This window comes from Paraneptunicella aestuarii, from assembly GCF_019900845.1.
Classification (GTDB): domain Bacteria; phylum Pseudomonadota; class Gammaproteobacteria; order Enterobacterales; family Alteromonadaceae; genus Paraneptunicella; species Paraneptunicella aestuarii.
This window is the reverse complement of record NZ_CP074570.1, coordinates 1,566,436-1,592,181: the sequence shown is the minus strand read 5'-3', so window position 1 is coordinate 1,592,181 and position 25,746 is coordinate 1,566,436. Positions and strand designations below refer to the sequence as shown.

Here is a 25,746-nt window from a genome sequence, read left to right as displayed (position 1 = left end):
CGCTATATCGCTTCCAAAGCATCCTTGAGCTGAGTCACCGCGATAATTTCCATGCCCAGATCCTGCTTGGGCACATTCGCGGCTGGCACAATTGCTTTGCGAAATCCGTGTTTTGATGCTTCTGATAAGCGTTCACTACCATTAGGAACCGGACGAATCTCTCCAGCTAACCCAACCTCACCAAACACAATCAAATCTCTGGGTAAAGGACGATTTCTGAAGCTGGATACCAAAGCCAGCAACAAGGCCAAATCAGCGCCCGTCTCCGCCACTTTAATACCACCCACAACGTTAATGAAAACATCCTGATCCGACATTTGTACATCGCCATGACGATGCAACACCGCCAACAACATCGCTAATCGGTTTTGCTCCGTTCCCACGGCTACACGACGAGGGTTTCCAGTTTGTGAGTAATCTACCAGGGCCTGGATCTCAACCAATAAAGGACGGCTTCCCTCCCAAATAACCAACACCGTTGAACCCGGCGAATGCAACTCAGAACGATTCAGGAAAATAGCAGAAGGATTACGTACTTCCTTTAAGCCTTTCTCTGTCATGGCAAACACGCCTAACTCGTTAACCGCACCAAAACGGTTTTTATTGCCGCGTAGCGTGCGGTAACGGCTATCGTTATCACCATCCAGCATCATGGAACTGTCAATACAATGCTCAAGCACTTTAGGGCCAGCGAGGCTACCGTCTTTGGTCACATGACCAACCAAAAAGATAGCCACATTGTACTGCTTGGCATAACGGGTCAAATAGGCCGCACTCTCTCGTACTTGAGACACACTGCCAGGGGCAGATTGAATATTCGCCATATGCATGACCTGAATGGAGTCCACCACCATCAATTCAGGCTTTTCCTGCTGCGCCAGATTACAAATGCTTTCTACATTGGTTTCCGCCAATACCCTTAATTTATCTGTCGGCAAACCCAGTCGTTGAGCGCGCATTGCAACTTGCTGAAGCGATTCTTCCCCTGTCACGTACATCGCTTTGCGCGTTTCAGCCAACTTACACATTACCTGTAACAGCAAGGTACTTTTACCCGCACCGGGAGAGCCTCCAATAAGCATGGCTGCGCCGGGAACAATTCCGCCACCGAGTACCCTATCCAGTTCTTGAAAACCAGAAGCAAATCTCGGTAATGCCTGCAAATCAATTTCATTCAGGTTTTGTACTTTTGCCTGAGTGCTGCCGGCATAACCACTACGTCCGGAATCGACTCGTACACTTGCCAACACAATCTCAGTTAATGTGTTCCAGGCACCACAAGCATTACATTGACCTTGCCATCTGGGATGATCTGCACCACAGTCATTACATACATAAGCCGTTTTTGATTTCGCCATTGTGCTCTCTGTTGCTCCCTTTTGATATTATCCTTGCAAGAAAGGTTGAAAAATGCGTTGATTCTAGCTGAACTTGATAAGAGAAGTACAACCTTTGACAGGCGTTTTGTAATAGGTATCGCAAGATATATGGCAGGAAATAATGTGGCTCAATAGCGCATTTGCAAATAATTTGCATATTTATGAAATTAGAAATAATCTTATCGGGCTGCAGGATTTTTGCCCTGCTGCCGATAAGCTTGTAGTTGAAGCGCAATGCTTGCAAGCCGAAGCGATCTGCAACAAACGCAACCAAAAAACGCAACAAATAAGCCAGCCAAATAATGAGCGGTCATAAGTATAGCGGTTATCGATTTGATGAATCAGGACTTAGAACAATATAGAGATATCATTGAGCAATTGAAGCCCTTTGTAAAAGAGCCCGATTTCAATAAAATTCTGGATCAGGTCGCTGCCAAAGTGCCCAAACCCAAGCGCTTTTTATTGAAAATGGAGCTAAAGCGTCTTGCCCGTCCCTGTACTCGAATCATAGACCTCAGAGGCCGAGTTGATGGCGAATGCCACCCACATGATCACGAAGGTACTACCCACTTTATGGATGATGTTGCCAGAGAAGTCTTTGAATCTCAGGTGCGTATTTTTGGTGAATATACACTGGGTGTGTATGAAGCCGTAAACAACACCGAAAACAACTTTCGGGTAATGCAGCAAAAAGAACGTCAAAGTGATGACCCTCACCAAAATAACCCGCTTTACACTTCAGCCAATAAACAGGTAGCGAAACCTGAACCAGAAGAAGAACCTGTCAGCTACATTGTTCCTACCCATTGCTTCGCCAGTAATGCGCAACGTAGCGAAGAACGTATGAACTTTGCTATCAATGTGGAATTATTCTCAGAGCTCAACAAATCGGTACAGGCCACCTCAATCGACCTTTCCGTGAACGGTTTGCGCATTAAAACAGACAGCAAATCCATTTTTAAGATGAATGAGACTTACCATGTTTTCTTCCGAGGGCTGGAAAGTGAGTATGCACTGGATCGCCGAAACGGCATCCCATACAAGGTTGTGAAAATAGAACGTAACGACGACGAACAGCGCATAGGTCTAAAACGCAGTGAAGATCCCAAACACGCTAATTTTGAAACCTTCCTGACTCAATTCATCAAAGGTAACAAGCGTCGTTACAAGGTCAATATCGACAACACGCTACAAGCGATTCAGAGTAAAAGTTACGAGCAATACTACATTCCTAACTTTACTTCGATCCCGGTTTACATTGAGCATATTGACGAAATCTACCGTCCTCGCTTTATTCTTAGCAATGACTGTAATAAGTCCTCGATTTATTATTGGTCGGATGAACAAAATCAACTCTGTTTTAGCAACTTGCTTAACAGTAGACGAATTACCAAAGCCATCACATCTGGCATGAATGAATTTTTCGTTTACGCCTTCAACAATGTGAGCAACGAAAAAGTCTTCTTTTATTCAGCCAGCAATTTTGAGCTGGCTTCAAACGATGAAATCAGAAAAGCTTATCAAGGTTTTGCTTCTCGCAAGGCAAGCTGGCGTATTTATAAAGTCCAGCTAACCACAGCTTCATCAAACCAGAGTTTCAGGCCGCTGTCACTGCCCGATGATATCGGCGACAATGTGCGTAAGGAAAACCAGCCTCCCGCCCCAAGGCTTTTGGCGAAGCTTAAACATATTAGCCATATCGCGCTGGTTACAGATATTACCGATCCGGTTTCGACCATTGCCTATCAAAAGTATCAGGTAGCGAAAAACCATCTTCCAATTATTAAAAAGTTCGGTCATGCCAAAACCGGCAAGCCCGATCCTTTATCGGTATTTCGCTTTAAATACCAAAACCTGCGTGCAGAGAATCGTTACCAATTAAGAACACCGATTGAGTTGTCTCACTTGGGCAAAATCTACAAAGGGATCACTGATGATGTCTCACCCGGCGGCATGAGACTGGAATTAGAAACACCATTTGATGGCCATACCTATGCCATCATCGAAATGGCTTTGCCAAAACTCCAGGCCATGACAAAGAAATATGAGCTTTCAGGCTTACTCTATGAAGTCAGAAATATTTCAAAAGATGGCAAAGTGGTGAACCTCAAAACCTTCAAAGAAGAAGATTCCACTTCCATTCCGGTAGCCTATCGTTTCTTTAGTGAGTTGATTAAAAACAATCGCAAGAAGCTAAAATCCGATCTGGACGAAGAAGAGTTTCCGGGTATTGGCGAAGCGCTGAAAAACATCTATGCCAACAATGTACTAAACATTGGCTTTTTCCTGAAAAAACGCGGTATTCACCTGGTTCCGGATGCCATGACCAAACCAGCTCATTACAACCGCCTTCTTCCTATGTTTACCCATGGATGCCCGGAACGAGATACACAAACCGCATTGCCTCTGTACAGCGCAGACAAGAAAGACAGCCAATATATCCCGGAAACATTAAAAACCATGTCTACCAGCACCAACCCGGTAGCCCGTGAGTTATTTATTGCTTATAAACCCGATGCAGCCACTCCGGAAGAAGCGTTCAAAGGCGTGTTTTATGATCATTTCAGCGATGAAAAAGAACAGCAGGATTTTATTGCCAAGGCCATAAAACAAGGACGCTTCTTCGCGATACGTATCTTTGTGGCTCGCACAGGCAGACCGGATACTGACCTGCTTCGTCTGGAAATGAGTTACGTCAATATGTATGCGCAGCATAAAGCAAAGTCTTTGGAAAAAGACTTGTGGGAAGTCACCGGGGTTGGCGACATTATTGATGTCACCGATGAATCCATGAGACGTTGCGGTTTTTTAGAAAAACACATCATTCGCAACAAGGGTGAAGACAGTCACGCCCTAAGAGAAATTCATTAATCTCATCTGTACCGATCTCATTTATCAACCACATAGTTAACCTGGTTAGACTGATCTGATGGTCTAAAACTCACGTCTTGAGCTTGTTGATTTACTGTTCAAAGTGAGAAAGATGTAAGCATTTATGTCGTTCGCAATGCCATATATGACACAAAAACAAGTCAAAAATGACAATGCGATGCCACTTATGACAAGTCGTTTTCTTTATTAAAACACTCCATACACACTTCAATTTCATCCTTTTAACAAGTTAATTACACCCCGGGTAAATTTACCTCCAATCGCACATAAAATCAGCAAACGTCCAGAAAAAATAACTCTTGGCATGCATAATGCTCTTACCTCAGCAACGCATCTGAAGCGCACAATTTCGGTTCGCTGAATACCGAGTCTGCCCTACACTTGAGTAGATTAAGGACGATTCTCCGAGGAATTAACATGAACGAAACTCTCATCGAACTCTCTCGCTGGCAATTTGCCCTCACAGCAATGTTTCACTTTATCTTTGTGCCGCTCACATTAGGAATGACATTTTTGTTAGCCATAATGGAATCGGTTTACGTAATGACAAACAAGGCAATTTACAAACAAATGACCCAATTCTGGGGCAAGCTGTTTGGCATCAACTTCGCTCTGGGCGTTGCAACGGGTTTAACCATGGAATTTCAGTTCGGCATGAACTGGTCTTATTATTCTCATTACGTGGGTGACATTTTTGGCGCACCTTTAGCGATCGAAGGATTAATGGCTTTCTTCCTCGAATCGACCTTCGTCGGCCTCTTTTTCTTTGGCTGGGACAAGATGTCGAAGGTGAAACATCTTATCACCACTTGGCTTGTGGCCTTTGGTTCCAACTTCTCAGCACTTTGGATCCTGATAGCCAATGGCTGGATGCAACATCCTGTAGGAGCCGAGTTCAACATCGAATCCATGAGAATGGAAATGACCAGCTTCGCCGATGTGATATTCAACCCGGTAGCGCAGGTTAAATTTGTTCATACTGCCGCGGCAGGCTACGTTACTGGAGCCATCTTTGTTCTCGCCATTTCCAGCTATTACCTGCTTAAGAAAAAAGACATCGCCTTTGCTCGTCGCTCTTTCGCTATTGCAGCCAGCTTTGGGCTAGCATCGGTGTTATCCGTTATCGTTCTGGGCGACGAGAGTGGTTATGAGCTTGGCGAAGTGCAGAAAGTCAAACTGGCGGCTATCGAAGCCTCCTATGAAACTCACGAAGCTCCTGCCCCTTTCACTATTGTCGGTATACCCGATGACGAAAATGAAGAAACACGATACGCCATTCAAATTCCCTGGGTTATGGGCTTAATCGCCACTCGTTCCATTGATGAAGAAGTCATGGGCATCAAAGATTTGAAAGCCATCCACGGGGATCGCATCTTGAGCGGTGTCAAAGCTTACCGTTTGCTGGATGAGGTGCGTAATGGCACTGCGTCAGAAGCACAAGTGGAAGAGTTTGAAGCTCATAAAGAGCACCTTGGTTACGCCATGCTGCTACAACCATTTACCGACGACATTACTCAGCCTAGCGCTGAAGCCTTGGAAAAAGCAGTAGATTACAGTATTCCTCCGGTCGCACCGTTATTTTGGGCATTTCGCTTGATGGTTGGCTCAGGTTTCGCCATGTTAGCGCTGTTTGCCCTTGCGTTCTGGTATAGCGCCAAGCATGAGATCACAAAACCGCGCTGGTTACTAAAAGCTTCTCTATTCAGCTTACCCCTTCCCTGGATTGCATCAGAAGCAGGTTGGTTTGTGGCTGAATTTGGACGCCAACCTTGGTCTATCGCAGAAATTCTGCCAGTACATGCGTCTGTTTCGAACCTTAGCGTTGCAGAAGTCGTCACAACGCTGGTTCTATATTCCTCGTTTTATTTAGTGATGTTCATTGTCGGTTTTTACCTGATGAAGAAATTTGCCAAGAAAGGCCCAAGTGAATATCACAAAGATAAACTGGAAGAAAAAGAGCGCGAAAAGCTAGAAAACGAACAACTTGGAGGGTTTCAATCATGATCGATTATGAATCACTCAGAATCATTTGGTGGGTACTGGTCGGCGTTCTTCTTATTGGCTTTGCCATTACCGACGGCTTCGACTTAGGTGTCGGTGCCCTGCTCACCTTGCTGGGTAAAACCGACAACGAAAGACGCATCATGATCAACACCATTGGCCCTCACTGGGATGGTAATCAGGTTTGGTTTATTACTGCTGGAGGCGCTATATTTGCGGCTTGGCCTATCATTTATGCCACGGCGTTTTCAGGTTTCTATCTGGCTTTGGCGTTAACGTTAATAGCATTATGGATGCGCCCGATCGGTTTTGACTACCGAAGCAAATTACCTAACCCTCAATGGCGTCAAGCCTGGGACTGGGCATTATTCGCAGGCGGTTTTGTTCCTTCACTCATCTTCGGCGTTGCCTTTGGTAACTTGCTGCAAGGTGTGCCTTTTGAATTTGATAACAAACTCCACCCCACTTACACAGGTAGCTTTTTCGGATTATTGAATCCTTTTGCGATCCTTGTCGGGCTAGTCTCTGTTGCCATGTTGCTAAACCACGGTTCAACCTGGTTGCAACTAAAAACCGCAGAAGGCTTGCAAGAAAGAGCGCGTAAGTTGTCAGTTAAATTATCGCTGCTAACCGTCATCCTGTTCTGCCTTGCGGGCGTTTGGATTGCGTTTGGCATTGATGGCTTTGTGGTGACTTCAACTATTGATACCACAGCCACTTCCAATCCACTGAATAAAACCGTGGTTCAGGAAAGCGGCGCATGGTTGAACAACTATAAAATTTACCCCTGGATGATGGCCGCGCCCTTATTGGGAATTTTAGGTGGCCTGGGGTGTTCACTTTTTTCACATAAACGACAAAGTGGGCTCGCTTTTGTCTGTAGTGCGCTGACATTAGCAGGTATAATACTGACTGCCGGGTTCTCTATGTTCCCCTTCCTAATGCCAAGCACCACGATGCTAAATGCAAGTCTGACCATGTGGGATGCAACATCCAGTCATCTCACATTAAAAGTCATGTTCTTTGTTGCCTGCTTCTTCGTGCCCATTGTGTTGAGCTACACAGCTTACAGTTTTTGGGTTATGCGTGGACGCATCAAACAAGAACAACTTGACCAAAGTCATGCCATTTACTAAGTGCTGTTTTAAGCCCTTATTTGAGTGTGTATTTAAGTATTAGGAGGAGAACATTATGTGGTATTTCACCTGGATTTTAGGCGTTTTATTGGCATGTGCCTTCGGCATTATCAATGCCATGTGGTTGGAATCAAACGAAGATATGGACAGAAACGATTAGTTTTTAGAGGTAGTTAACTAAACGTGATGAGCAGTAACGAACATATTATTCATCGTGATGAAGAACGCCAGCTAATAGGTTGGCTTAAACAACAAGGCGCCGTATTTCACGCTCCACTACAAACAGTAATGATAGTGTCACTGGCTATCTTTGCTTTGCAAGTTGGCGCGTTTTGGTGGTTAGCGAATATTGCCGATACGATGATCGTGCAATCTCAATCCCCGAAGATGGAAGACGTGCGCCTGCTCGGATTAGCCTTTGTGTTTATTTTGTTATTACACAAAATTAAAGACAATCTAATCAATCAGACCCATGGTCGAATATGCTCAACGCTGCAAGCAAGATTACAGCATCAAATGGAACGTGGCAGCCATGCCATGATACGCAACGAAAGCCACTATTTCTGGCAACAACTTTGGTTAGACAAGATCCCTGCCGTGGGCGACTACATCACCAAATACCGAATTCAGAAAAAGATGGCGACCATCACTCCTTTTATCGCCGTTGCCATTATGTGGCCGGTGAACTGGGTGATAGCAGTAGCCTTGATTATTGCCATTCCTGTCGTGCCGTTATTTATGTATATCGTGGGCAAAGGCGCAGCGAATTTGCATCGTCAGCATTTTTCCGCGCTGGAAAAACTGGGCAGCACCTTTGTAGACAGGTTGAAGGCATTAACCTTACTGGAAGTCTTCAACGCCCATAAGTCACAGCAGAAAACCCTTGAACAAGCGAGCGAGCAATTGAACGAACGTACCATGAAAGTGGTGTCTGTGGCATTTCTTTCCAGCTCGGTTTTAGATTTTTTCTCAACCTTGGCAGTAGCACTGGTTGCAGTGTTTGTTGGCTTTAATCTACTAGGCGAAGTGCAACTTGGTGCGCATTTAGCGTTACATCAGGGTTTGTTCCTGTTGCTCGTGTCACCACAAATCTTCGCTGAATTAAAACGACTGGGAAAACAGTATCACCAGAAGGCTCACGCTGTTGCTGCTGCTCAACATTTAATGCCCATTTACGAGGTCGAATACCCCATTCAAAGACCTAATCAGTTCAGTGGCATTCATTGGCGTAATGTGAAAGTTGAATCGCCTGTTGTAACAGCCGATGAACTGCAACTCAGCGCTGGCGATTGGGTACAACTGGAAGGTGCTTCAGGTTCAGGTAAAACCGTGTTCCTGGAAGCGTTAATGGCACAGCGCCCTGCCAGCCATGTGCTCAATGCCAATATTGCCATGCTGACCCAGCATGCCATATTAAAGCCTTGTAGCTTGCGTGAGAACCTGACGCTTGGGCGTCGAATTAGCGATTCCAGATTATGGGAATTGTTAGCTTTCGTTGAACTAAAAGAATGGGCTCAGTCGTTACCTCAAGGCTTGGACACTCCGATGGGTGAAGCCCCCGTCCTATCAGGAGGACAACAACAGCGCATTGCGATTGCAAGAATGCTATTATGTGATGCAGATATTATCCTTCTAGATGAGCCGACAGCCCATTTGACCAATGAGCAACATCAGCGCATTAGTCAGTTGCTAAGGGATAACTTTAAGGATAAAACGGTGATCTGGGCATCCCATAAACCGCTAAACTCAGCCTGGTTTAATCGTAGTTGGCATATGAGTGATGGGCTCTTGAACGAAGTAAATACGGAAAACAAAGACAGAAGATAAATAACCTGAGCTACGTATAAGAAAACGCTCAAGATTGAAAAATAAACACTTATATTTCAATGAATTACAAGTTAAACATCTATTATATGACCCTAAAGTATTTTGTGATGAGCTACTTTTCTGCGAATTCGAGGCAGATTTACGCAGCAATAGCCAACCTATTGCAAGTAAATTTAACGAAGAAGTCGCTGAAAATAGCCATCTCAAAACGTTTTCTTATGCGTAGCTTAGGTTAAATGCTAAAACAAGCCCTGACGCTCATTCTCGCAATCCTTCACGCCAGCTCAGGGCTTACGCTACTCATCGTTTCTTCCTGGTTTATCGCCGCCTGTGCCATAGCAGGCGTTAACTTCAATTACATGCTACCCGCCGTGATCATTCGCGCAATGGCATTTATTCGTATCGCATCCGGTTATGGACAAATGTGGCTGGGGCATCAAGCCCTGCTCGACAGCATTAAGCAGTTACGTATTAAGCTTTTTGCCAAACTCAAACACAATCTGATTAGCGATAAATCCTTCGCCACAGAAGCGCTGGCTCACCATAGTGAAGCCATTGCCAATATCTGGATCGGCTGGATAAATCACAATGCCAGTACGCTAATACTGCTGACTATCAGCCAAGTTATCATTATGTGGTTACTGCCCACTTGGTCGCTCTACATGCTTGGCGCAATCGTCGCCTACTTGCTCATTATTTCATGGCTGTGTTTAAAGGGATTGTCGCTAAGCAAAGAGCTGTTTCAGCAGTTGACCGAGTTCCGCCGCGAGTCATCTGCGTTTTTGGCTAGCTCGGCGATTTGGCATCAAATGCCAGAGCTCAATCACCCACAAGCCGATGCGATATGGCAAATTCGCACTAAAATCGACGATATCAGCAACCACGCCATGTGGTTAATTCAGCTTTATAGCTATGCCGCACTGTTTCTCGCCTTGTGGCAATACGCAAATGAATCAGTAACAAGTGATGATTTAGGCTCACCTTTGCTGCTAATCGGCATCATGCTGTTATTTTCAGCCCGAGACTGGCTCACACCCGGATTATCATCACAATCGGCACTCACCGACTACCTCAACGCCAAACAGCATTTTGACAACATTCCTGTGCAAACTGTGGCTCCAGCCATAGAGCTGAACGCAAAACCTTTAACATCAATCTCATTAAGCCAATTTAAAGCCGATATTCCAGCAACACCAGCCATCGACCTACAAGCTAATCAGCACGACATCGTCCTAATCAAAGGTAGCTCAGGCGTTGGAAAAAGCACTCTATTAAAAGCCTGCTGCGGGTTACTGCCCCATTTAGGCGAACGAAAACGCAATGACATTTCACTACCACAAGGTCGTATTCAACAATGGTGTTATGTCGAACAGAATCCCAACGCCCTAAGCGCCACACTCGCCAGCAATTTACGATTGGGAAATCCAGGCGCCACAGACGAAGCATTAAAAGACGCCCTCAATAAAGTAGGGTTGGGATCATTCTCGAACTTAAATGAATGGATAGGCGCAGGCGGAAGACGCTTATCAGGCGGCGAATTAAAACGCCTGGCTCTAGCAAGAGCCATGCTCTGCGACCATGAAATGCTACTGCTGGACGAACCCTTTGAAAGCCTGCACACCGACCAACAAGAAGCCATCGCAGCACAAATCAATCAACTGGCACAAAACCGACTGATTATCATCGCCAGCCATATTCAGCCAGCGACTTTGAAGGTGGTTAAGGTTGTTGAGTTGGGGTGAAGAATTTGAGAGCTTTGTTTAGAAGCCACTATTTATCGGCTGAACTACATTTAAAAATATATTATTCATTCGCTCATAATTTACTTGAACCCCATCAATATTGGCTTGAACCCATTCGTGCTTACCTACATTCTCCCAATTTAACTCATAGCCAGCAGCAAGAGCCAAATGTTCAAACAGCAGTCTCTGAACTCTTCCATTACCTTCCCTAAAAGGGTGAATCATATTGAGCTCACAATAGTGTTCAGCTAATCTTTCACAGAACAGTTCTCGTTCAAGTCCATTTAACCAATCTTCTCTATTTAGACTGTCAAATCTTCTTTTAGATTCAGCTTCAATTCGTGAGCAATTACAAAAGCGAGTCCCCCCTTTCGCAATATCTACGGTACGAATTTGACCTGCCCAACTGTATAAATCTGAAAAAAGCTCTCTGTGCAGTTTTTTCATATAATCCAGACTGTAAGGAGGTTTTGAAAAAGTAACTCTCTTTACTGTTATGGCTGTAATTTCTCTCTCCGCAGCCTCTAACGTCTTCATATCTTCAATATTTAGTAAATTAACTAACGTTGAACTGCCTTTGTAACAGTAATGGTCATTGGAGGCATCATACTTATCCATACTAAACTCTATACTTAGCTAAAACACTCTCCAAAGATTGCTCTGATGATTGTGCAGAGATCTGTATCCCCTCGAGTCTGGAACTATGTATGAAATTATTGAATTTTGTTTGCTCATAACGCTCATATGCGCTGAAGCTTGTATTTGAAAATAGTGATATTAATGACTTAAGCATACGCTTTAGTTCATGTGGTGTCCTTGCTTCAAGTTTGAATCCGATAGCTCTAATAGCTTGAGGTTTTGCCTCAATAAAAGGCAAAATGTCAGCCATATTTTCAAGCTCATCTTTCTTTTTAGAAACAATTCCCTTAAGGGCGTGAATACGATCAAAAAGCTCCCTAAAACCTTTAACTCGAAGCTTAAAACCCAGTTCGCTTTCAATGGTTCGTTTCAGTTTCAAATATGAACCTAGCAACTTTAGCTCTTCGGCATTTTTACAATTCAAAACCTTAGTTATTGAAATACTCATACAGTCCCCTTGCTCACCAAGCATGTTCTCAAGTATATCATGTACATCAGCTATGTGGAGTCAAAGCAAACACTCTTAACCCAATCATTAGAGATTGGATAGATAATTTAAAGTGGGTTCAGTAACGCAACAATTAAACAACTAGCCGAAAAAACACCCATACAGGTCTTCATTGACTACTTTGAAAAACTGCTCAATAGTTTTCACTGAGCTATTGGGCTCGTAGCTGTGCCACTTTAAATCTCTTCGCATCCAATAGATTTTCCACACCCCTTGAGTACGAACATAAGTCGCTTTGGCGAAGTCATAATCCATATATTCTGAAGGATTTCGCCATACAGGCCGAGTTTCAAAAATGAACACTGATAGCTTCTCCAAACGCCAACCAATATCTAATTGATTTCTGATTGATGGTGGAGGTCTGCGAATAGCCAGAAATGCATCTACGGCCTTTTCTACTTTCTTGATTTCAAATTCACTTAAAGCCATAACGCATCAAGTTCCTTTAGCCATATTACAAGTATTGAAGAAGGTTTTTGTTAAAGAGTTTACAGAATACTGATTAGCGTACACCACAAAAGAAAAAAGCGCCGGAAGGCGCTTTTTTCAAACAAAATCGTTTTAAGATTAACGACGCAAGCCTAAACGCTTGATCAAATCTTGATAACGCTCTTGGCTCTTACCTTTCAGGTAATCCAACAATTTGCGACGTTGGCTAACCATGCGCAACAAACCACGACGTGAATGGTGGTCTTTCTTGTGTGAATCGAAGTGACCTTGCAATTTGTTGATGTTGTGAGTCAACAAAGCGACTTGTACTTCAGGTGAACCAGTGTCGCCTTCTTTAACAGCGTAATCGCTGATAATTTGTGCAGTTTCTTGTTTAGTTAGTGACATTGTATTTCTCCAAAATAATAGGGATGTCTCCCAAAATGACTCGCCGATCACTAATTCAGCCAGTCGAAAGGACGCGAATTATAGTGCTTTAAGCAGAATAAGCAAGTGAAATTCGCTCCTTTTCCCTTTGTTTAATGGCTCGTTTAATGGCTCTAAGAACCTTTAAAAACTGAGTACCACCTTCACACTGTCATTAACACTTTGACTATCAACAAAACCGATAGCTTTGACATCGCCCGCTACCTTGCTCACCACGGCTGCGTCGTTAGCCAGTTTTTCAGGAGGCGAGCCTTTGCCAGTGAAAATCAGCTTTGACCAGTAGGCTTTCATTTGGTTAGCAGAACGCTCCAACACTTTGTTATTAAAATCTTCAACAATGGCACTCTCATCTTCTTGCCCATAAGGCACAGCTTCAGAACCATCGGGGTATTCTGCCTGTTTGCCCAGAAAGATCCGCTTTACAGCGCCTTGATCCAGTTGATTAGCATTACCAGGATTCACGATCACTACCAGCCCCGCATGGGAGAATGATGAAAACAATAAAACTGAAATGATACTTAGCAGGTACAACCCTTTACACTTTTTCATCGCCATACCTCCTTAAAACACCACATCGACGCCGAAACGCACCAGTACACCGTCTTCCTGTGGATCTGGCTGTCCTACATACAAAGGCTTAGCCACTTCATTGTCCATGTTGGTGATATCGAGTTTCATCGCGATTGAAGCGTCAATGTCGTATCGAACACCCACGGTAACCGTGCTGACTTTGTCATTACGATAAAACGAATTCAAAATGCCGGATAATTGATCCAGTTGCGGAACAACACCGGTTGGAATGGTATTCGCTTCGAATTCAGGATCATCTTCCCTATTCGCGTATGTGATGTGAGCAGTGACATCACCAAAGCGACGCCCCAGCATTACAAACCAGGCGGAGTCATTATAAACAAAAGAAGGTCTGTCCCAGCTAATACTGGTGTATTCCACATTCATCAACCAATCGTTGTAATCAACGATGGCAGCAATAGCTGCATAATTGGCCGTGTTGGAAGTGCGAGGGTCTACATGCGCAGCCAATGTACCAAATCCAGCGCCAGCCAAGGTGGCAAAGTAAAGCGCCATAGCATCGGGGATTTCCTGGGTAACATCTGCTTGAACATAACCACCTCGGAAAGTGACCCAGTCATTCCCTATCGTTACGTTTAATCCCATTAAGTCATTCGCTTCCACAGTGAGGGATTGTCCCGCCAATTCTAAATTTTCAGAAAGCGAACCATAGAAAACTTGCCATGTTGACGACCAGTCGCCATGAACTCCTCGATAAAGGGTGTCTACACCATCAAATGAAGAAAAAGGTATTCTATATACTTCCTCTGGCGGACTAATCCAGGGATACGCCACACCGACATCAAGAAAGTCAGAATAATAGAAGAAAGGGGCACGTATGCGTCCAATACGCGCATCCCAATTTCCTTTTATTTCATAGGTTAGATAAGCCAGTTCCACTTCCAGATCGTAATCGTTGTTACCTTTGGCGACGAACTGAGTAGTCACGCTAAAATCGTTATTGAGCTGACTGCCCACCTGAAGTGCGATCATGGTATCGGGAGAAAATGAAATTTCATTGTCGTACCCAAGATATGGTGCATCATCTTCACTATGTTTACCTGCCACAAACGAAGCAAAACCATTGAAGGTTAAATCTGCATTTGCCGAAGAACAATAAAGCATTGCCAATACCACTGAAGAGGCGATTCGTGTGCGAATTTTCAAATTCATAGCTATATTCCAATGTGAATTACCCAACATCTGATTTTTGGCTTATGCCTTAAATCCACTGGTAACTTGTTGTAACTTCTTAGCCATCACGGCCAGTTCTTTACTGACATTCACCAAATCGCTGGCGGTGCGGCTGTTCTTCTCAGTCGTGGCACCAATATCTTCAATAGAAACGACGATATTATTGGCAACAACGGCCTGTTGTTTGGTGGCAGTGGCAATAGCCATTGTCATGCTATTGATATTGCTGATAGTGTCTTCCAATGACCTCAATGAATCTCCTGCCACTCCCGCTTTTTGAACGCTCACCGACACCATGTCAGTTCCCGCATTCATTGTTGATACGGCTTCTCGTGAGGCTTTTTGAAGCTTTTCGATGGTTTGTTGAATTTCTTCTGTTGAGGTTTGTGTTCTGGATGCCAAGGTGCGAACTTCATCGGCAACAACGGCAAAACCGCGACCTTGTTCGCCCGCACGGGCGGCTTCTATGGCGGCATTCAACGCCAGTAAATTGGTTTGTTCAGCAATACTGCGGATCACATCCAGCACTTTGCTTACTTGTTCAACATCAGATTCCAGCTGATAAATCACTTGAGCTGCATCTGAAATCTTGCTGGACAGCTCGATAATAGAATTGATTGTCTCTTCCACAACCGCTGCTCCTTCCTGAGTCAAATCAGCAGCATTGTTAACTGAATCAGCGGTAAGAGAGGCGTTGTTGGCAATATCCTGTACCGACGCGTTCATTTCAGAAACCGAATTAATAGTGACCTGAGCACTATCTTTTTGATGTTTGGTTATCTGACTGGTTTCTTCTGCCGAACTTCTGACTTTAGTCGCCGTAACCGAAAGAGGCTCGGCGATATCCAACACTTCACGTATGGTGATTTGAAGTTTGCTCACGAAGATATTAAAGCGTTCAACCAACTCCCCTATTTCGTCCTGATTGTCGGTTTGCAGACGTACCGTTAAATCCCCATCACCTTCTGCAATGTCATGAAGCGAATGAATTATTTCCTCAATAGACTTATGAATACCGCGCCCAATAGGAATACTGGTAAGGAGTAACAATGCAACGGTTATCAGCCCCACTATCATGCCGATGGAAATGAGACGAGAACTGTAGGTGTTGGCCAGTGAAATAGAATCTTCAAATTCCTTGTTACGAGCCACTTCAAAGCTTTTGAGCCTTTGCTTCAATATCTCATACGACGCTTTCAACTCCTCTCCCATTTGAGGCAACAAGCTATAATCAATATCTTGTTTGACCATGCCGCTAGCAAGCGCACTGCCTTTTTGGAAATAATCAGAAAATAATTCTTCCAGTTCATGAATTTCTGTTGCTCTGGCCTTGAACAGATTTTTCATTGTGACCAGATCGGTTCTCACCAAATCGGCCGTTTGTTGCGCTTGAGATAACATGTCCTCATCGCCAGTTGTCACCGCAGAACTAAACGACACTTCAATCTTGCTGACATTGTTAGATACTGATGCCGACAGTTTCACTAAGGGAAACTGAATGGAACTGGCGTTTTCAAGCAAGCTTGCGTTATTGGAGGAGGTCACATAAACCAGCACCCAATAAGCAATAAAACTGATTGTTCCAATTGCTGGAATTAGCAGTATTTTTTTAATAATGCTCAGCTTTGCAATTCTCATAGCGTCACTTTTCCCAATAGGCTTTGAGTTTTTACGTCTAATTCATTACTTCTTTTCATTGATTCTTTTGGCACCACTTAATTACCACTACTTTTGTGAATGAGACTTAAAAGTCACAAACTACATAATTTGATTGCTTCAATTTAAATTTAACAATTTTTTAAAAAACCTTTAAATCAGAAACAATTACCTGATTTGATAATGACACAATTAAAAAAAAGTAAGTAACTTCCCTATAGGGACGAAATAATTAAGAACATAAAAAGAGGGGAAAAGGCTTTGAAGAAAAGACAATTACAAATTGAGTATCATTTTAACCAAGACAACCTATCAATTAGCTCTTCATACCGCTACTTAAAGCGAGCAACAAAGTGGCATCAAGGTAACTATGAGAAATATTGAAACATAAACTAAACTTAAAAGACTAACTAACCTGAGCTTGGAAGTGTGCGAGATTTGTCGATGCAAACCTTAGCCGGAAGAAATGAAAAGTATTTGAAATCAGGGATAAATGCACAGCAGAGTGAAATTATTTTCAACGAGATAAAACATTATCTGGAAACATCAGAAGCTTATCTTGAGCATGATTTGTCTTTACCGAAACTATCAGTGAAGTTGGAATTTTCAACCAACATAATATCTCAAGCAATTAATGAAACAGGCGGGCTTAACTTTTTTGATTTTATTAATCAATACCGAGTAAATAAAGCAAAGGTTTTATTAGGAAATATTAAAATTCCCATCAGTAATATTCCCTATGCCGCAGGGTTTAAATCGAAAACAACCTTTTATTCAGCCTTTAAACGATTCTGCAAATGTACGCCGAAAGAATATCGGCAAACATTTGCAGCAGATAATAAACATTAAAGAATAGAGGAGATGTTAATAAGTTATTGGGTAGATACCAAACGCTTTGCCGATAGAAGCCCATGTTCTATTTCGACCAATCCCAGAAAGCGTTCAGATTGCGCTTCATAGGCTCTGCAAAGCCCTAAATCCGCATTTTCTGCTTGTACCTTCACTTGTCTACCAAAGCTCAGATCGCGAGCTTCATCAGCACTGAGATGATACACAGGCAAATTACTGACCGGCGCATCAATAGGCAACAACAATGAGTCCAGATAGGATTGCTGCTCTTCTTCTGGAATAGCTTCAAGCTTTTCTGTTAGCACTTCCAAACTCATCATTTGTTCAGCGGGATAATTAGCCACTTCGGTACGATGTAAACGCGTGACATAAGCGCCACAACCTAAAGCCTGACCAATATCATCAACCAGACTGCGTATATAAGTCCCTTTGCTACAACGTACTTTCATGTCGGCAAACTTGCCATCGAAGCGCAATAACTCCAATGCAAAGATAGTGATCTCACGCGATTTGCGCGGGATATCTATACCTTGTCTAGCGTAGTAATAGTAAGGCTTACCTTCGTATTTCAGAGCTGAATAAATGGAAGGGACTTGCTGGGTCTTGCCTTTGAACGGTTCCATTGCTGCCAATAGCTGCTGTTCTGACACATCAACAGGGTTGGTTTCAACTACTTCACCATCAGCGTCAGAGGTGGTCGTTCTAATACCCAGTTCAGCAGTCACTTCATAGGTTTTATCAGCGTCGAGCAAGTATTGCGAGAACTTGGTCGCTTCTCCCAAACAGATTGGCAGCATACCGGTTGCCAAAGGATCCAGCGCTCCGGTATGCCCGGCCTTCTGGGCATCATATAAGCGCTTTAGTTGCTGCAATACCTGATTGGAAGAGCCACCTAAATGCTTATCAAGAAGAAATACACCGCTGATATCACGGCCTTTATTACGACGTCTTCCCATGCTTGGTTATTCGCTATCCTGCTCAGATTCCGGATCAACATCACGACCGGCCTTGCGCGCTTTCTCAATATCGTCAGACACTGTCTGGCTGACAAGATTAGAAATACGCATACCTTCGGTAATGGATACGTCCTGTTTAAACTGCAACGCTGGTACGGATCTCATACGAATGCGCTTTGCCAACAAGGAACGAATAAAGCCTTTATTTTCATCCAAGCTTTTCATGTAAGCTTTTATTTTTTCGTCATCTGATTCAAAGAACGTCACAAAGACCTTGGCGTGAGCCAAATCTCGAGACACTTCTGCACCAGACACGGTAACGAATCCCAAGCCGGGATCACGTTTCTTAAATTCATTTTGCAAGATACTGGCAACTTCCTTATGGATCTGTTGCGCCACTCTATCTGTACGAGAAAATTCTCTTGCCACTTTTCTACCTCTATACAAGGTTATTGCGAAAACCAATTAGCAGGGAAAAAAATGGGCAGCACTCGAATCAAGCCTGCCCATTATTATTTCTTACGGCTTGTATTGATTATAGCTCGCGCTTAACCTCTACCGTTTCAAATACTTCGATTTGGTCACCCACTCTTACGTCGTTGTAGTTCTTAACGCCGATACCACATTCCATCCCGTTACGGACTTCCTGTACATCGTCTTTAAAGCGACGCAGTGATTCAAGCTCACCTTCATAGATAACCACGTTATCACGTAGTACACGAATTGGACTGTTACGTTTAACTGTCCCTTCGATGACCATACAGCCAGCAATAGCACCCAGTTTAGGTGACTTAAAGACATCACGTACTTCTGCCAAACCAATGATTTCCTGCTTGAATTCAGGTGCCAACATACCACTCATGGCTTGTCTGACTTCTTCAATCAAATCATAGATAACGCTGTAATAACGCAAATCAATTTCTTCAGCTTCGATAACTTTACGCGCTGAACCGTCTGCACGAACGTTAAAGCCAACAACAATCGCGTTTGACGCAGCAGCTAACGTTGCGTCGGTCTCGGTGATACCACCAACACCACTACCAATGATGTTCACGCGAACTTCGTCGGTAGCCATCTTTTGCAGAGACTCGGAAATCGCTTCAACAGAACCTTGAACGTCCGCTTTCAGTACGATGTTCAATTCGCTTACGTCACCAGCTTCCATGTTAGCAAACATGTTTTCCAGTTTCGCTTTCTGCTGTTTAGCCAGCTTAATTTCACGCTGCTTGATTTGACGCTTGCTGGCAACTTCACGAGCTTTACGCTCATCTTGTACTACCAAGGCATCTTCACCCGCTTTAGGTACACCAGACAAACCTAAAATCTCAACAGGCTTGGACGGGCCAGCAAGCTTGACTTCATCACCGTTCTCATCGCGCATCGCACGAACACGACCGTATTCGATACCACACAACAAGATGTCACCGGTTTTAAGTTCACCTTCCTGAATCAGAACAGAAGCAACCGGGCCTCGTCCTTTATCCAGGCGGGATTCAATAACGATACCGCGAGCAGGGCCATCGTGAACGGCTTTCAAATCCAGAACTTCTGCTTGTAGCAATACCGCTTCCAGCAACTCATCAATACCCATACCTGTTTTAGCAGATACGTTAACGAATTGATGCTCACCGCCCCACTCTTCAGAAATAACTTCCAATTGAGATAGCTCGGTTTTAACGCGATCTGGGTCAGCCGCTTCTTTGTCCATTTTGTTCACAGCAACAATCAAAGGCACATTTGCAGCCTTGGCGTGCTGTACCGCTTCCTTGGTTTGAGGCATTACGCCGTCATCGGCAGCAACAACCAGGATAACAATATCCGTTGCCGTTGCACCACGAGCACGCATTGCGGTAAACGCCGCGTGTCCCGGAGTATCCAGGAAGGTAATTTCGCCGCTGTCAGTTTGTACACTGTAAGCACCGATATGCTGGGTAATACCACCCGCTTCGCCTTTAGCAACCTGGCTACGACGAATGTAATCAAGTAATGATGTTTTACCGTGGTCAACGTGACCCATGATAGTCACAACAGGAGCTCTGGTGGTTTTCTCACCTTCACCCGTTTGAGCCAACAATTCGTCTTCAAGCGCATTGTCATTCACCAGCTCATATTCCATGCCCATTTCTTCAAGCACAAGAATTGCGGTGTCCTGATCCAATACCTGGTTAATGGTTACCATTTCACCCAGTTTCATCAGGGACTTGATAACTTCAGTGGCTTTCTTGGCCATACGGCTCGCCAATTCACCAACAGTAATGGTTTCGCCCAAGCGTACAACACGGTTTACCGGTTGAGCTGGCATGTTAAAGCCTTGACGTAACTTGTCAGTCGCTTTTTTCTTGCCTTTGTGGGAACGACGACGGTTATTACGCTCGATTTCGAAGTCTTCTTCGTCTTCGGCTTCCTGTGCATAGCGGTTGCTATGCATATGGACTTCTTCGTTTTCTTCCTGCTTACGTCGAGCTTCTTCTTCTTCCCAACGCTTACGGTTTTCTTCCGCTAATTTACGTGCTTTTTCTGCAGCTTCTTTCGCTTCTTTCTCAAGCTTGCGTTTAGCTTCCTCTTCCTGCTGCTTCTTCAGGCGCTCAGCTTCTTCTTTAGCTAATTCTTTCTCTGCTTTCTCTTCTGCAGATAATTCAGCTTCTTGATGCTTCTCACTGTGCTCGCCATCTTTTGCAGCGGCAGCTTCGCGTTCAGCTTTTTCTCTTGCTCTGCGCTCAGCTTCTTCCTTAGCTTTACGCTCAGCATCTTCACGTTCTTTTGCGGCTTTCTCCGCTGCCAAGCGAGCTTCTTCCGCGGCTTTTTCAGCGGCAATGCGTTCATCTTCCAAACGTTGCATTTCCAAACGACGCGCTTCTTCTTCAGCAGCACGCGCTTCATCTACTTCAGTACGCTTAACGTAAGTGCGTTTCTTGCGAACTTCAACTTTAACCTGACGAGACTTACCCGCAGTAAGAGTGCTGGTGGTTTTACGTTGTAGCGTCATTCTTTGCGGTGCTTCTGCCACAGTACCAGTACCATGCTGCTTACTGAGATGATCCAGTAACTGGCGTTTTTCATCCTCAGTGACAGTGTCACCTGATGCTTTAGAGATCCCAGCATCAGCAAACTGTTGCAACAATCGGTCTACTGTCGTACCTATGTCGGTGGCAAGCTTTTCAATCTGCACTTCTGCCATGATTATGCTCCTATTTGCTGATGTTGTTATTCTTCATTGAACCAAACGATATTTCTAGCGGCCATGATCAGCTCACCCGCTTTTTCTTCGTCCAATTCCTCTATGTCTGAGATATCATCTATGCCTTGTTCAGCTAAAGATTCCAAGTCTACAATACCTCGACTTGCTAATATGAGTGCGATATGGCGCTCCATTCCATCCAAAGCCAGCAACTCTTCTTTTGGCTCCGCTTGTTCCAATGATTCTTCGTTAGCCAGCGCTTGAGTAGTTAAAACTGCACGAGCACGGTTACGAAGTTCTTCAACCGTATCCTCATCCAGCCCTTCAATAGCCATTAACTCACTCACAGGAACATAGGCCACTTCTTCCAATGAAGTAAAACCTTCATCAACCAATATCAATGCAAAATCTTCATCAATATCCAGACCATTCATAAAGGTAGAAAGAACTTTCTCATTCTCGGCCTGATGTTTCTTATTCAGATCTTCCACTGTCATGACATTCAGCTCCCAACCGGTTAACTGACTTGCCAAACGAACGTTTTGACCATTCTTACCGATTGCTTGAGCCAAGTGATCGGATTCAACCGCAACGTCCATTGTGCCTTTGTCTTCATCAACAACGATGGAAGCAACTTCAGCAGGCGCCATTGCGTTAATGACATATTGAGCCGGGTTCTCATCCCAAAGCACGATATCTACACGCTCACCACCCAATTCACCTGATACAGCCTGAACACGCGAACCACGCATACCAACACAGGCTCCAACAGGATCCAAACGCTTATCATTGGTTTTTACCGCAATCTTGGCACGAGAACCGGGATCACGAGCAGCGGATTTAACTTCCAGCGTTTCTTCTGCAATTTCCGGTACTTCAATGCGGAACAATTCAACCAACATTTCAGGCTTGCTACGGCTGACAAACAACTGAGCGCCTTTGGATTCAGGACGAATATCAAACAATAAACCGCGAACACGGTCACCAGGGCGGAAGGTTTCTCTTGGCAGCATATCTTCACGATACATCACACCTTCTGCATTATTGCCAAGGTCGATGATGACGTTATCACGGTTAACTTTCTTAACTGTACCTGTAACCAAATCACCCAAGCGATCCTGGTATTCATCAACGATTTGAGCTCGTTCAGCTTCACGTACTTTCTGTACAATAACCTGCTTGGCAGTTTGGGTGGTAATACGGTCAAATTGGATTGATTCAATCTGCTCTTCTACATAATCACCCAACTGAATTTCAGGATTATCCAATTGAGCAGCAGAAATGGTCATTTCCGCATAAGGATTTTCTTGTTCTTGATCGTCGGCAATAACTAACCAGCGACGGAATGTTTCGAAGTCACCAGTATCTCTATCGATACAAACACGCACTTCGATGTCACCGGTATTTTTTTTCTTTGTTGCACTTGCCAGTGCGTATTCCAACGCCTCAAAAATTTTTTCTCTGGGAACTTGCTTCTCATTTGAGACAGCTTCTGCCACTAACAGAATTTCTTTGTTCATTGTCCTGTCGCCTCACTCAGTATTTTCTGGTGACATTAATACCCAACACTTTATTCAAAGCGTGGAACCAAATTGCCTTTTTCGATATTGCTGAAAACGAGTTCAAATACTTCACCGTCAACCTGAATTTTTACAATTCCGTTCTCAACGGCCAGTATTTCTCCCTTAAAATTACGTCTATTGCCCATAGGAACACGCAAGCGAATAGCTGCTTCCTGTCCGACAATAGCCTGGTAATGCTGCTCCTTGAATAATGGTCTATCCATACCAGGTGAAGACACTTCCAGGTTATATTCAGTAGTAATGGGATCTTCAACGTCCAATACGGCGCTCACCTGATGGCTGACATCAGCACAGTCATCAACAGTGATACCATTAGGGCCATCAATAAATAAGCGTAACGTCGAATGCTTACCCGCCCTGACAAATTCAATACCCAACAATTCAAAGCCCAACGCTTCAACCGCCGGGGTCAACATTTCGGTCAACTTTTCGTCAAATTTTGACAAAGCCAAGCTCCAAAAATAAAAAAAGGGCTTACAGCCCAGATTATTACCGCTTTATCCGTAACTTAAATTTGCATATAAGACAATAAGTTAGGTGCTTAAAGTGCAAATTTGGAATAACAAAAAGCCCCGTGCATGCGGGGCTTTTGTCTGGACTCAATTCTTTACAGTTCATCCATTAACTATTTTAGCTATCCTTTTGGTAGAGTCCACTTAATTTAACAATCAATCTGCTTTACATTGATTCTAAATTGGTTGCGGGAGGCGGATTTGAACCACCGACCTTCGGGTTATGAGCCCGACGAGCTACCAGGCTGCTCCATCCCGCGTCTGATCTCGTATTGTAGCGAGCTGCCTCGCCTCAATGTGGTGCGTATTATACATAGGAGCTGGCATCACGCAAGCCGATTTATGATTTTTTTGTGATAAACCGGTTGTTTGCCGATACATTGAGCACTTTGTACAAATAGCGCACGTATTAAGAAGCAAAGAGTGTGATATTTTTCACCAAGCACATAAGTTTGCTATTAAATAGCTTCTTCGTCTTGCTCACCTGTTCTTATTCGAACAGCTCTGACAACGTCATAAACAAAGATCTTTCCGTCGCCAATTTTACCTGTATGAGCAGCTTCCTGAATCGCTTCAATAGCTCTGTCGACCAAATCATCAGTGACTACCAGATCGATTTTTATCTTCGGTAGGAAATCCACCTGATATTCAGCGCCTCGATACAATTCAGTATGACCTTTCTGACGTCCAAATCCTTTTACTTCGGTCATGGTTAATCCAGACACACCAATTTCGCCTAGTGCAGAGCGAACATCGTCCATTTTAAAGGGCTTGATGATTGCCTCAATCTTTTTCATTGTATTTCCTCTTCAAACTCAGTTCATGCACAACATATTAAAAACGCAAGTGTATCCACTTCGCTACCATTATGCATTCCAATATACCCAGTGTTTAGAAAAAAAAGCTAGAATCAATAGAGTGGCAATTTGTAGGTACATTATGCATAAGCAAATTTTCAGGGAATTCAGTAAATTAACGCGCGGTAAATTATTGATAAAAAGCCTTAGCGCGCAACAGGGAGTCAGTCTCATTGAATTAATGATAGGTTTGGCGATCTCCGGAATATTAATTACCTCGGTTGGGCCGATGGTAAGAGACATTCTGATCCAGAACCGAATCATAGGCCAAATCAATGAAATCAGTGCTGTTGTACAAACCGCTCGCCACATAGCCATAAATGAGCAAGCAACAACAGTAATGTGCCCTACCACAAACTTCACAAGCTGTAGCGTTGATTGGAATAATCCCAAGATGGTATTTCTGGATCTGGATGGTAATGGTCAACGTAGTGCTGATGAAGAAATTCAGGCAGGTTCAGGCATCATTATTGACGGTTATGATTTATCAGGGCCAATTGGGAGTATCAGTTTTCAAGGTAATGGCGCTGTCGCCTCCCCCAGTACACTGCTTCTTTGCCACGAAAGCCATGATGCCAAATTTGCTCGCGCTTTAACTATAAGCTTACAGGGAAGAGTGAAAATGAGTCAGGATACCAACAATGATGGTATTCACGAAGACAACTCGGGTTCAGCGCTGATTTGTATTTAACCCCATATATGGTCTCCTCCCTCTTAAGGCACCAAAGTGCGTATGGGCAGTATTCTCCAGCAGCTTGTAACACCATGCGATGCCAAAGTGAAAATCAACTCAGAGCTGTGAAAAATGAGGAGAAAAAATAGAACTGAAAAATAGAGCGGAAAAATGAAACTCACCACTTCCGCTTACATCTGGAAACATAGATATCGCCGAAACAAGTCAAAGGATCAATTAGCAGCTCCAGCAATACTCAGCGATAGACAGCGTACCATCGCCATTCTGATCCCAGGCTTTACGCCCATCACTGAAGTAATAAAGATCTCCATCACCGGACTGAATGGAGCTACCAACGGGCACAGCTCTTATTACATAGCTGATGCCATTTGCTGACACAGTGCTAATAGTTAAGTCGTACTTTTTATTGGCTTCAGGTTCGGAAGAAGGTGAGTAGGTTTGAAAAATACCAGGTGCGCCAGTGTCACCGCCTCCAGAAGCCGCACCACGATAAGTAAAGACAGAAGCTTTATGACGCTCCATCGCTGCGGCTAATGCCATAAGATCCGCTTGTCCTGCACTGCGATTGCTGGCGACCAGAAAATTGGTATAACCTGGATAAGCAATGCTCGCCAACAAGCCAACAATCGCCACAGCAATCATCAATTCCATTAAAGAATATCCTTGCATAAATTTAGATGATCCAGGCTTTGGCATT

General features: G+C 43.9%; 24 protein-coding genes and 1 tRNA gene. 9 read left to right on the top strand and 16 right to left on the bottom strand.

Features of this window, described 5'->3' with window-relative positions; translation table 11 throughout:
• Positions 1 to 2: 2 nt before the first annotated feature.
• Complete coding sequence (gene radA / locus KIH87_RS06610) at positions 3 to 1,358, bottom strand: DNA repair protein RadA (protein ID WP_232360742.1); 1,356 nt, start codon at positions 1,356 to 1,358, stop codon at positions 3 to 5.
• A gap of 142 nt (positions 1,359 to 1,500) precedes the next feature.
• On the opposite strand from radA, the gene KIH87_RS06605 reads away from it, so the two are divergent.
• From KIH87_RS06605 to KIH87_RS06575, 7 genes are all read left to right on the top strand, one after another.
• The gene (locus KIH87_RS06605) at positions 1,501 to 1,695 is read left to right on the top strand and encodes a hypothetical protein (RefSeq protein WP_232360741.1); all 195 of its coding nucleotides are present in this window, start codon (positions 1,501 to 1,503) and stop codon (positions 1,693 to 1,695) included.
• 20 nt (positions 1,696 to 1,715) lie between these two features.
• A complete protein-coding gene (locus tag KIH87_RS06600; protein WP_232360740.1) occupies positions 1,716 to 4,250 on the top strand; it encodes a PilZ domain-containing protein in 2,535 nt (844 codons plus the stop codon).
• Positions 4,251 to 4,688: 438 nt separating this feature from the next.
• The gene (locus KIH87_RS06595; RefSeq protein ID WP_232360739.1) at positions 4,689 to 6,275 is read left to right on the top strand and encodes a cytochrome ubiquinol oxidase subunit I; all 1,587 of its coding nucleotides are present in this window, start codon (positions 4,689 to 4,691) and stop codon (positions 6,273 to 6,275) included.
• Positions 6,272 to 7,408, top strand: a complete 1,137-nt coding sequence (cydB, locus tag KIH87_RS06590; protein WP_232360738.1) for a cytochrome d ubiquinol oxidase subunit II — start codon at positions 6,272 to 6,274, stop codon at positions 7,406 to 7,408. Before KIH87_RS06595 ends, cydB begins: the two co-directional genes overlap by 4 nt.
• A 55-nt stretch (positions 7,409 to 7,463) precedes the next feature.
• A complete protein-coding gene (gene cydX, locus KIH87_RS06585) occupies positions 7,464 to 7,568 on the top strand; it encodes a cytochrome bd-I oxidase subunit CydX (RefSeq protein WP_232360737.1) in 105 nt (34 codons plus the stop codon).
• Positions 7,569 to 7,594: 26 nt separating this feature from the next.
• Positions 7,595 to 9,235: an ABC transporter ATP-binding protein/permease gene (locus KIH87_RS06580; protein WP_232360736.1), complete on the top strand. Its 1,641-nt coding sequence runs from the start codon at positions 7,595 to 7,597 to the stop codon at positions 9,233 to 9,235.
• A gap of 236 nt (positions 9,236 to 9,471) precedes the next feature.
• Positions 9,472 to 10,977: an ATP-binding cassette domain-containing protein gene (locus KIH87_RS06575; RefSeq protein WP_232360735.1), complete on the top strand. Its 1,506-nt coding sequence runs from the start codon at positions 9,472 to 9,474 to the stop codon at positions 10,975 to 10,977.
• 18 nt (positions 10,978 to 10,995) lie between these two features.
• On the opposite strand, the gene KIH87_RS06570 is transcribed toward KIH87_RS06575, so the two are convergent.
• From KIH87_RS06570 to KIH87_RS06540, 7 genes are all read right to left on the bottom strand, one after another.
• Complete coding sequence (locus KIH87_RS06570) at positions 10,996 to 11,595, bottom strand: putative adenosine monophosphate-protein transferase Fic (protein ID WP_232360734.1); 600 nt, start codon at positions 11,593 to 11,595, stop codon at positions 10,996 to 10,998.
• A gap of 1 nt (position 11,596) precedes the next feature.
• The gene (locus KIH87_RS06565) at positions 11,597 to 12,064 is read right to left on the bottom strand and encodes a YhfG family protein (protein ID WP_232360733.1); all 468 of its coding nucleotides are present in this window, start codon (positions 12,062 to 12,064) and stop codon (positions 11,597 to 11,599) included.
• Positions 12,065 to 12,205: 141 nt separating this feature from the next.
• Positions 12,206 to 12,553: a DUF3024 domain-containing protein gene (locus KIH87_RS06560; protein WP_232360732.1), complete on the bottom strand. Its 348-nt coding sequence runs from the start codon at positions 12,551 to 12,553 to the stop codon at positions 12,206 to 12,208.
• A 138-nt stretch (positions 12,554 to 12,691) separates the two neighbouring features.
• Positions 12,692 to 12,961: a 30S ribosomal protein S15 gene (gene rpsO, locus KIH87_RS06555; protein WP_232360731.1), complete on the bottom strand. Its 270-nt coding sequence runs from the start codon at positions 12,959 to 12,961 to the stop codon at positions 12,692 to 12,694.
• Between the two features lie 162 nt (positions 12,962 to 13,123).
• Positions 13,124 to 13,549, bottom strand: coding sequence for a type 2 periplasmic-binding domain-containing protein (locus KIH87_RS06550; RefSeq protein ID WP_232360730.1), 426 nt, complete (start codon positions 13,547 to 13,549; stop codon positions 13,124 to 13,126).
• 12 nt (positions 13,550 to 13,561) lie between these two features.
• Positions 13,562 to 14,743 (bottom strand): hypothetical protein, encoded by a 1,182-nt coding sequence (locus tag KIH87_RS06545; protein ID WP_232360729.1) that lies wholly within the window; start codon positions 14,741 to 14,743, stop codon positions 13,562 to 13,564.
• A gap of 42 nt (positions 14,744 to 14,785) precedes the next feature.
• Complete coding sequence (locus KIH87_RS06540; protein ID WP_232360728.1) at positions 14,786 to 16,402, bottom strand: methyl-accepting chemotaxis protein; 1,617 nt, start codon at positions 16,400 to 16,402, stop codon at positions 14,786 to 14,788.
• Between the two features lie 462 nt (positions 16,403 to 16,864).
• On the opposite strand from KIH87_RS06540, the gene KIH87_RS06535 reads away from it, so the two are divergent.
• Positions 16,865 to 17,269 (top strand): helix-turn-helix domain-containing protein, encoded by a 405-nt coding sequence (locus KIH87_RS06535; RefSeq protein ID WP_232360727.1) that lies wholly within the window; start codon positions 16,865 to 16,867, stop codon positions 17,267 to 17,269.
• Between the two features lie 23 nt (positions 17,270 to 17,292).
• Here the strand turns inward: KIH87_RS06535 and truB are convergent, their stop codons facing one another.
• From truB to KIH87_RS06500, 7 genes are all read right to left on the bottom strand, one after another.
• Positions 17,293 to 18,225 carry a tRNA pseudouridine(55) synthase TruB gene (gene truB / locus KIH87_RS06530; RefSeq protein ID WP_232360726.1) on the bottom strand — a complete coding sequence of 311 codons (933 nt, stop codon included), beginning with the start codon at positions 18,223 to 18,225 and terminating at the stop codon, positions 17,293 to 17,295.
• A gap of 6 nt (positions 18,226 to 18,231) precedes the next feature.
• Positions 18,232 to 18,654 (bottom strand): 30S ribosome-binding factor RbfA, encoded by a 423-nt coding sequence (gene rbfA / locus KIH87_RS06525; RefSeq protein ID WP_232360725.1) that lies wholly within the window; start codon positions 18,652 to 18,654, stop codon positions 18,232 to 18,234.
• Positions 18,655 to 18,760: 106 nt separating this feature from the next.
• The gene (gene infB / locus KIH87_RS06520) at positions 18,761 to 21,403 is read right to left on the bottom strand and encodes a translation initiation factor IF-2 (RefSeq protein ID WP_232360724.1); all 2,643 of its coding nucleotides are present in this window, start codon (positions 21,401 to 21,403) and stop codon (positions 18,761 to 18,763) included.
• Between the two features lie 26 nt (positions 21,404 to 21,429).
• Positions 21,430 to 22,923 carry a transcription termination factor NusA gene (nusA, locus tag KIH87_RS06515; protein ID WP_232360723.1) on the bottom strand — a complete coding sequence of 498 codons (1,494 nt, stop codon included), beginning with the start codon at positions 22,921 to 22,923 and terminating at the stop codon, positions 21,430 to 21,432.
• Between the two features lie 50 nt (positions 22,924 to 22,973).
• Complete coding sequence (gene rimP / locus KIH87_RS06510) at positions 22,974 to 23,402, bottom strand: ribosome maturation factor RimP (RefSeq protein WP_408635803.1); 429 nt, start codon at positions 23,400 to 23,402, stop codon at positions 22,974 to 22,976.
• A 279-nt stretch (positions 23,403 to 23,681) separates the two neighbouring features.
• Positions 23,682 to 23,758 (bottom strand) — tRNA-Met (locus KIH87_RS06505).
• Between the two features lie 198 nt (positions 23,759 to 23,956).
• Positions 23,957 to 24,295 (bottom strand): P-II family nitrogen regulator, encoded by a 339-nt coding sequence (locus KIH87_RS06500; protein ID WP_232360721.1) that lies wholly within the window; start codon positions 24,293 to 24,295, stop codon positions 23,957 to 23,959.
• Between the two features lie 142 nt (positions 24,296 to 24,437).
• On the opposite strand from KIH87_RS06500, the gene KIH87_RS06495 reads away from it, so the two are divergent.
• The gene (locus tag KIH87_RS06495; RefSeq protein ID WP_232360720.1) at positions 24,438 to 25,046 is read left to right on the top strand and encodes a GspH/FimT family pseudopilin; all 609 of its coding nucleotides are present in this window, start codon (positions 24,438 to 24,440) and stop codon (positions 25,044 to 25,046) included.
• A 219-nt stretch (positions 25,047 to 25,265) separates the two neighbouring features.
• Here the strand turns inward: KIH87_RS06495 and KIH87_RS06490 are convergent, their stop codons facing one another.
• The gene (locus KIH87_RS06490) at positions 25,266 to 25,745 is read right to left on the bottom strand and encodes a type IV pilin protein (protein ID WP_232360719.1); all 480 of its coding nucleotides are present in this window, start codon (positions 25,743 to 25,745) and stop codon (positions 25,266 to 25,268) included.
• Position 25,746: the final 1 nt, after the last annotated feature.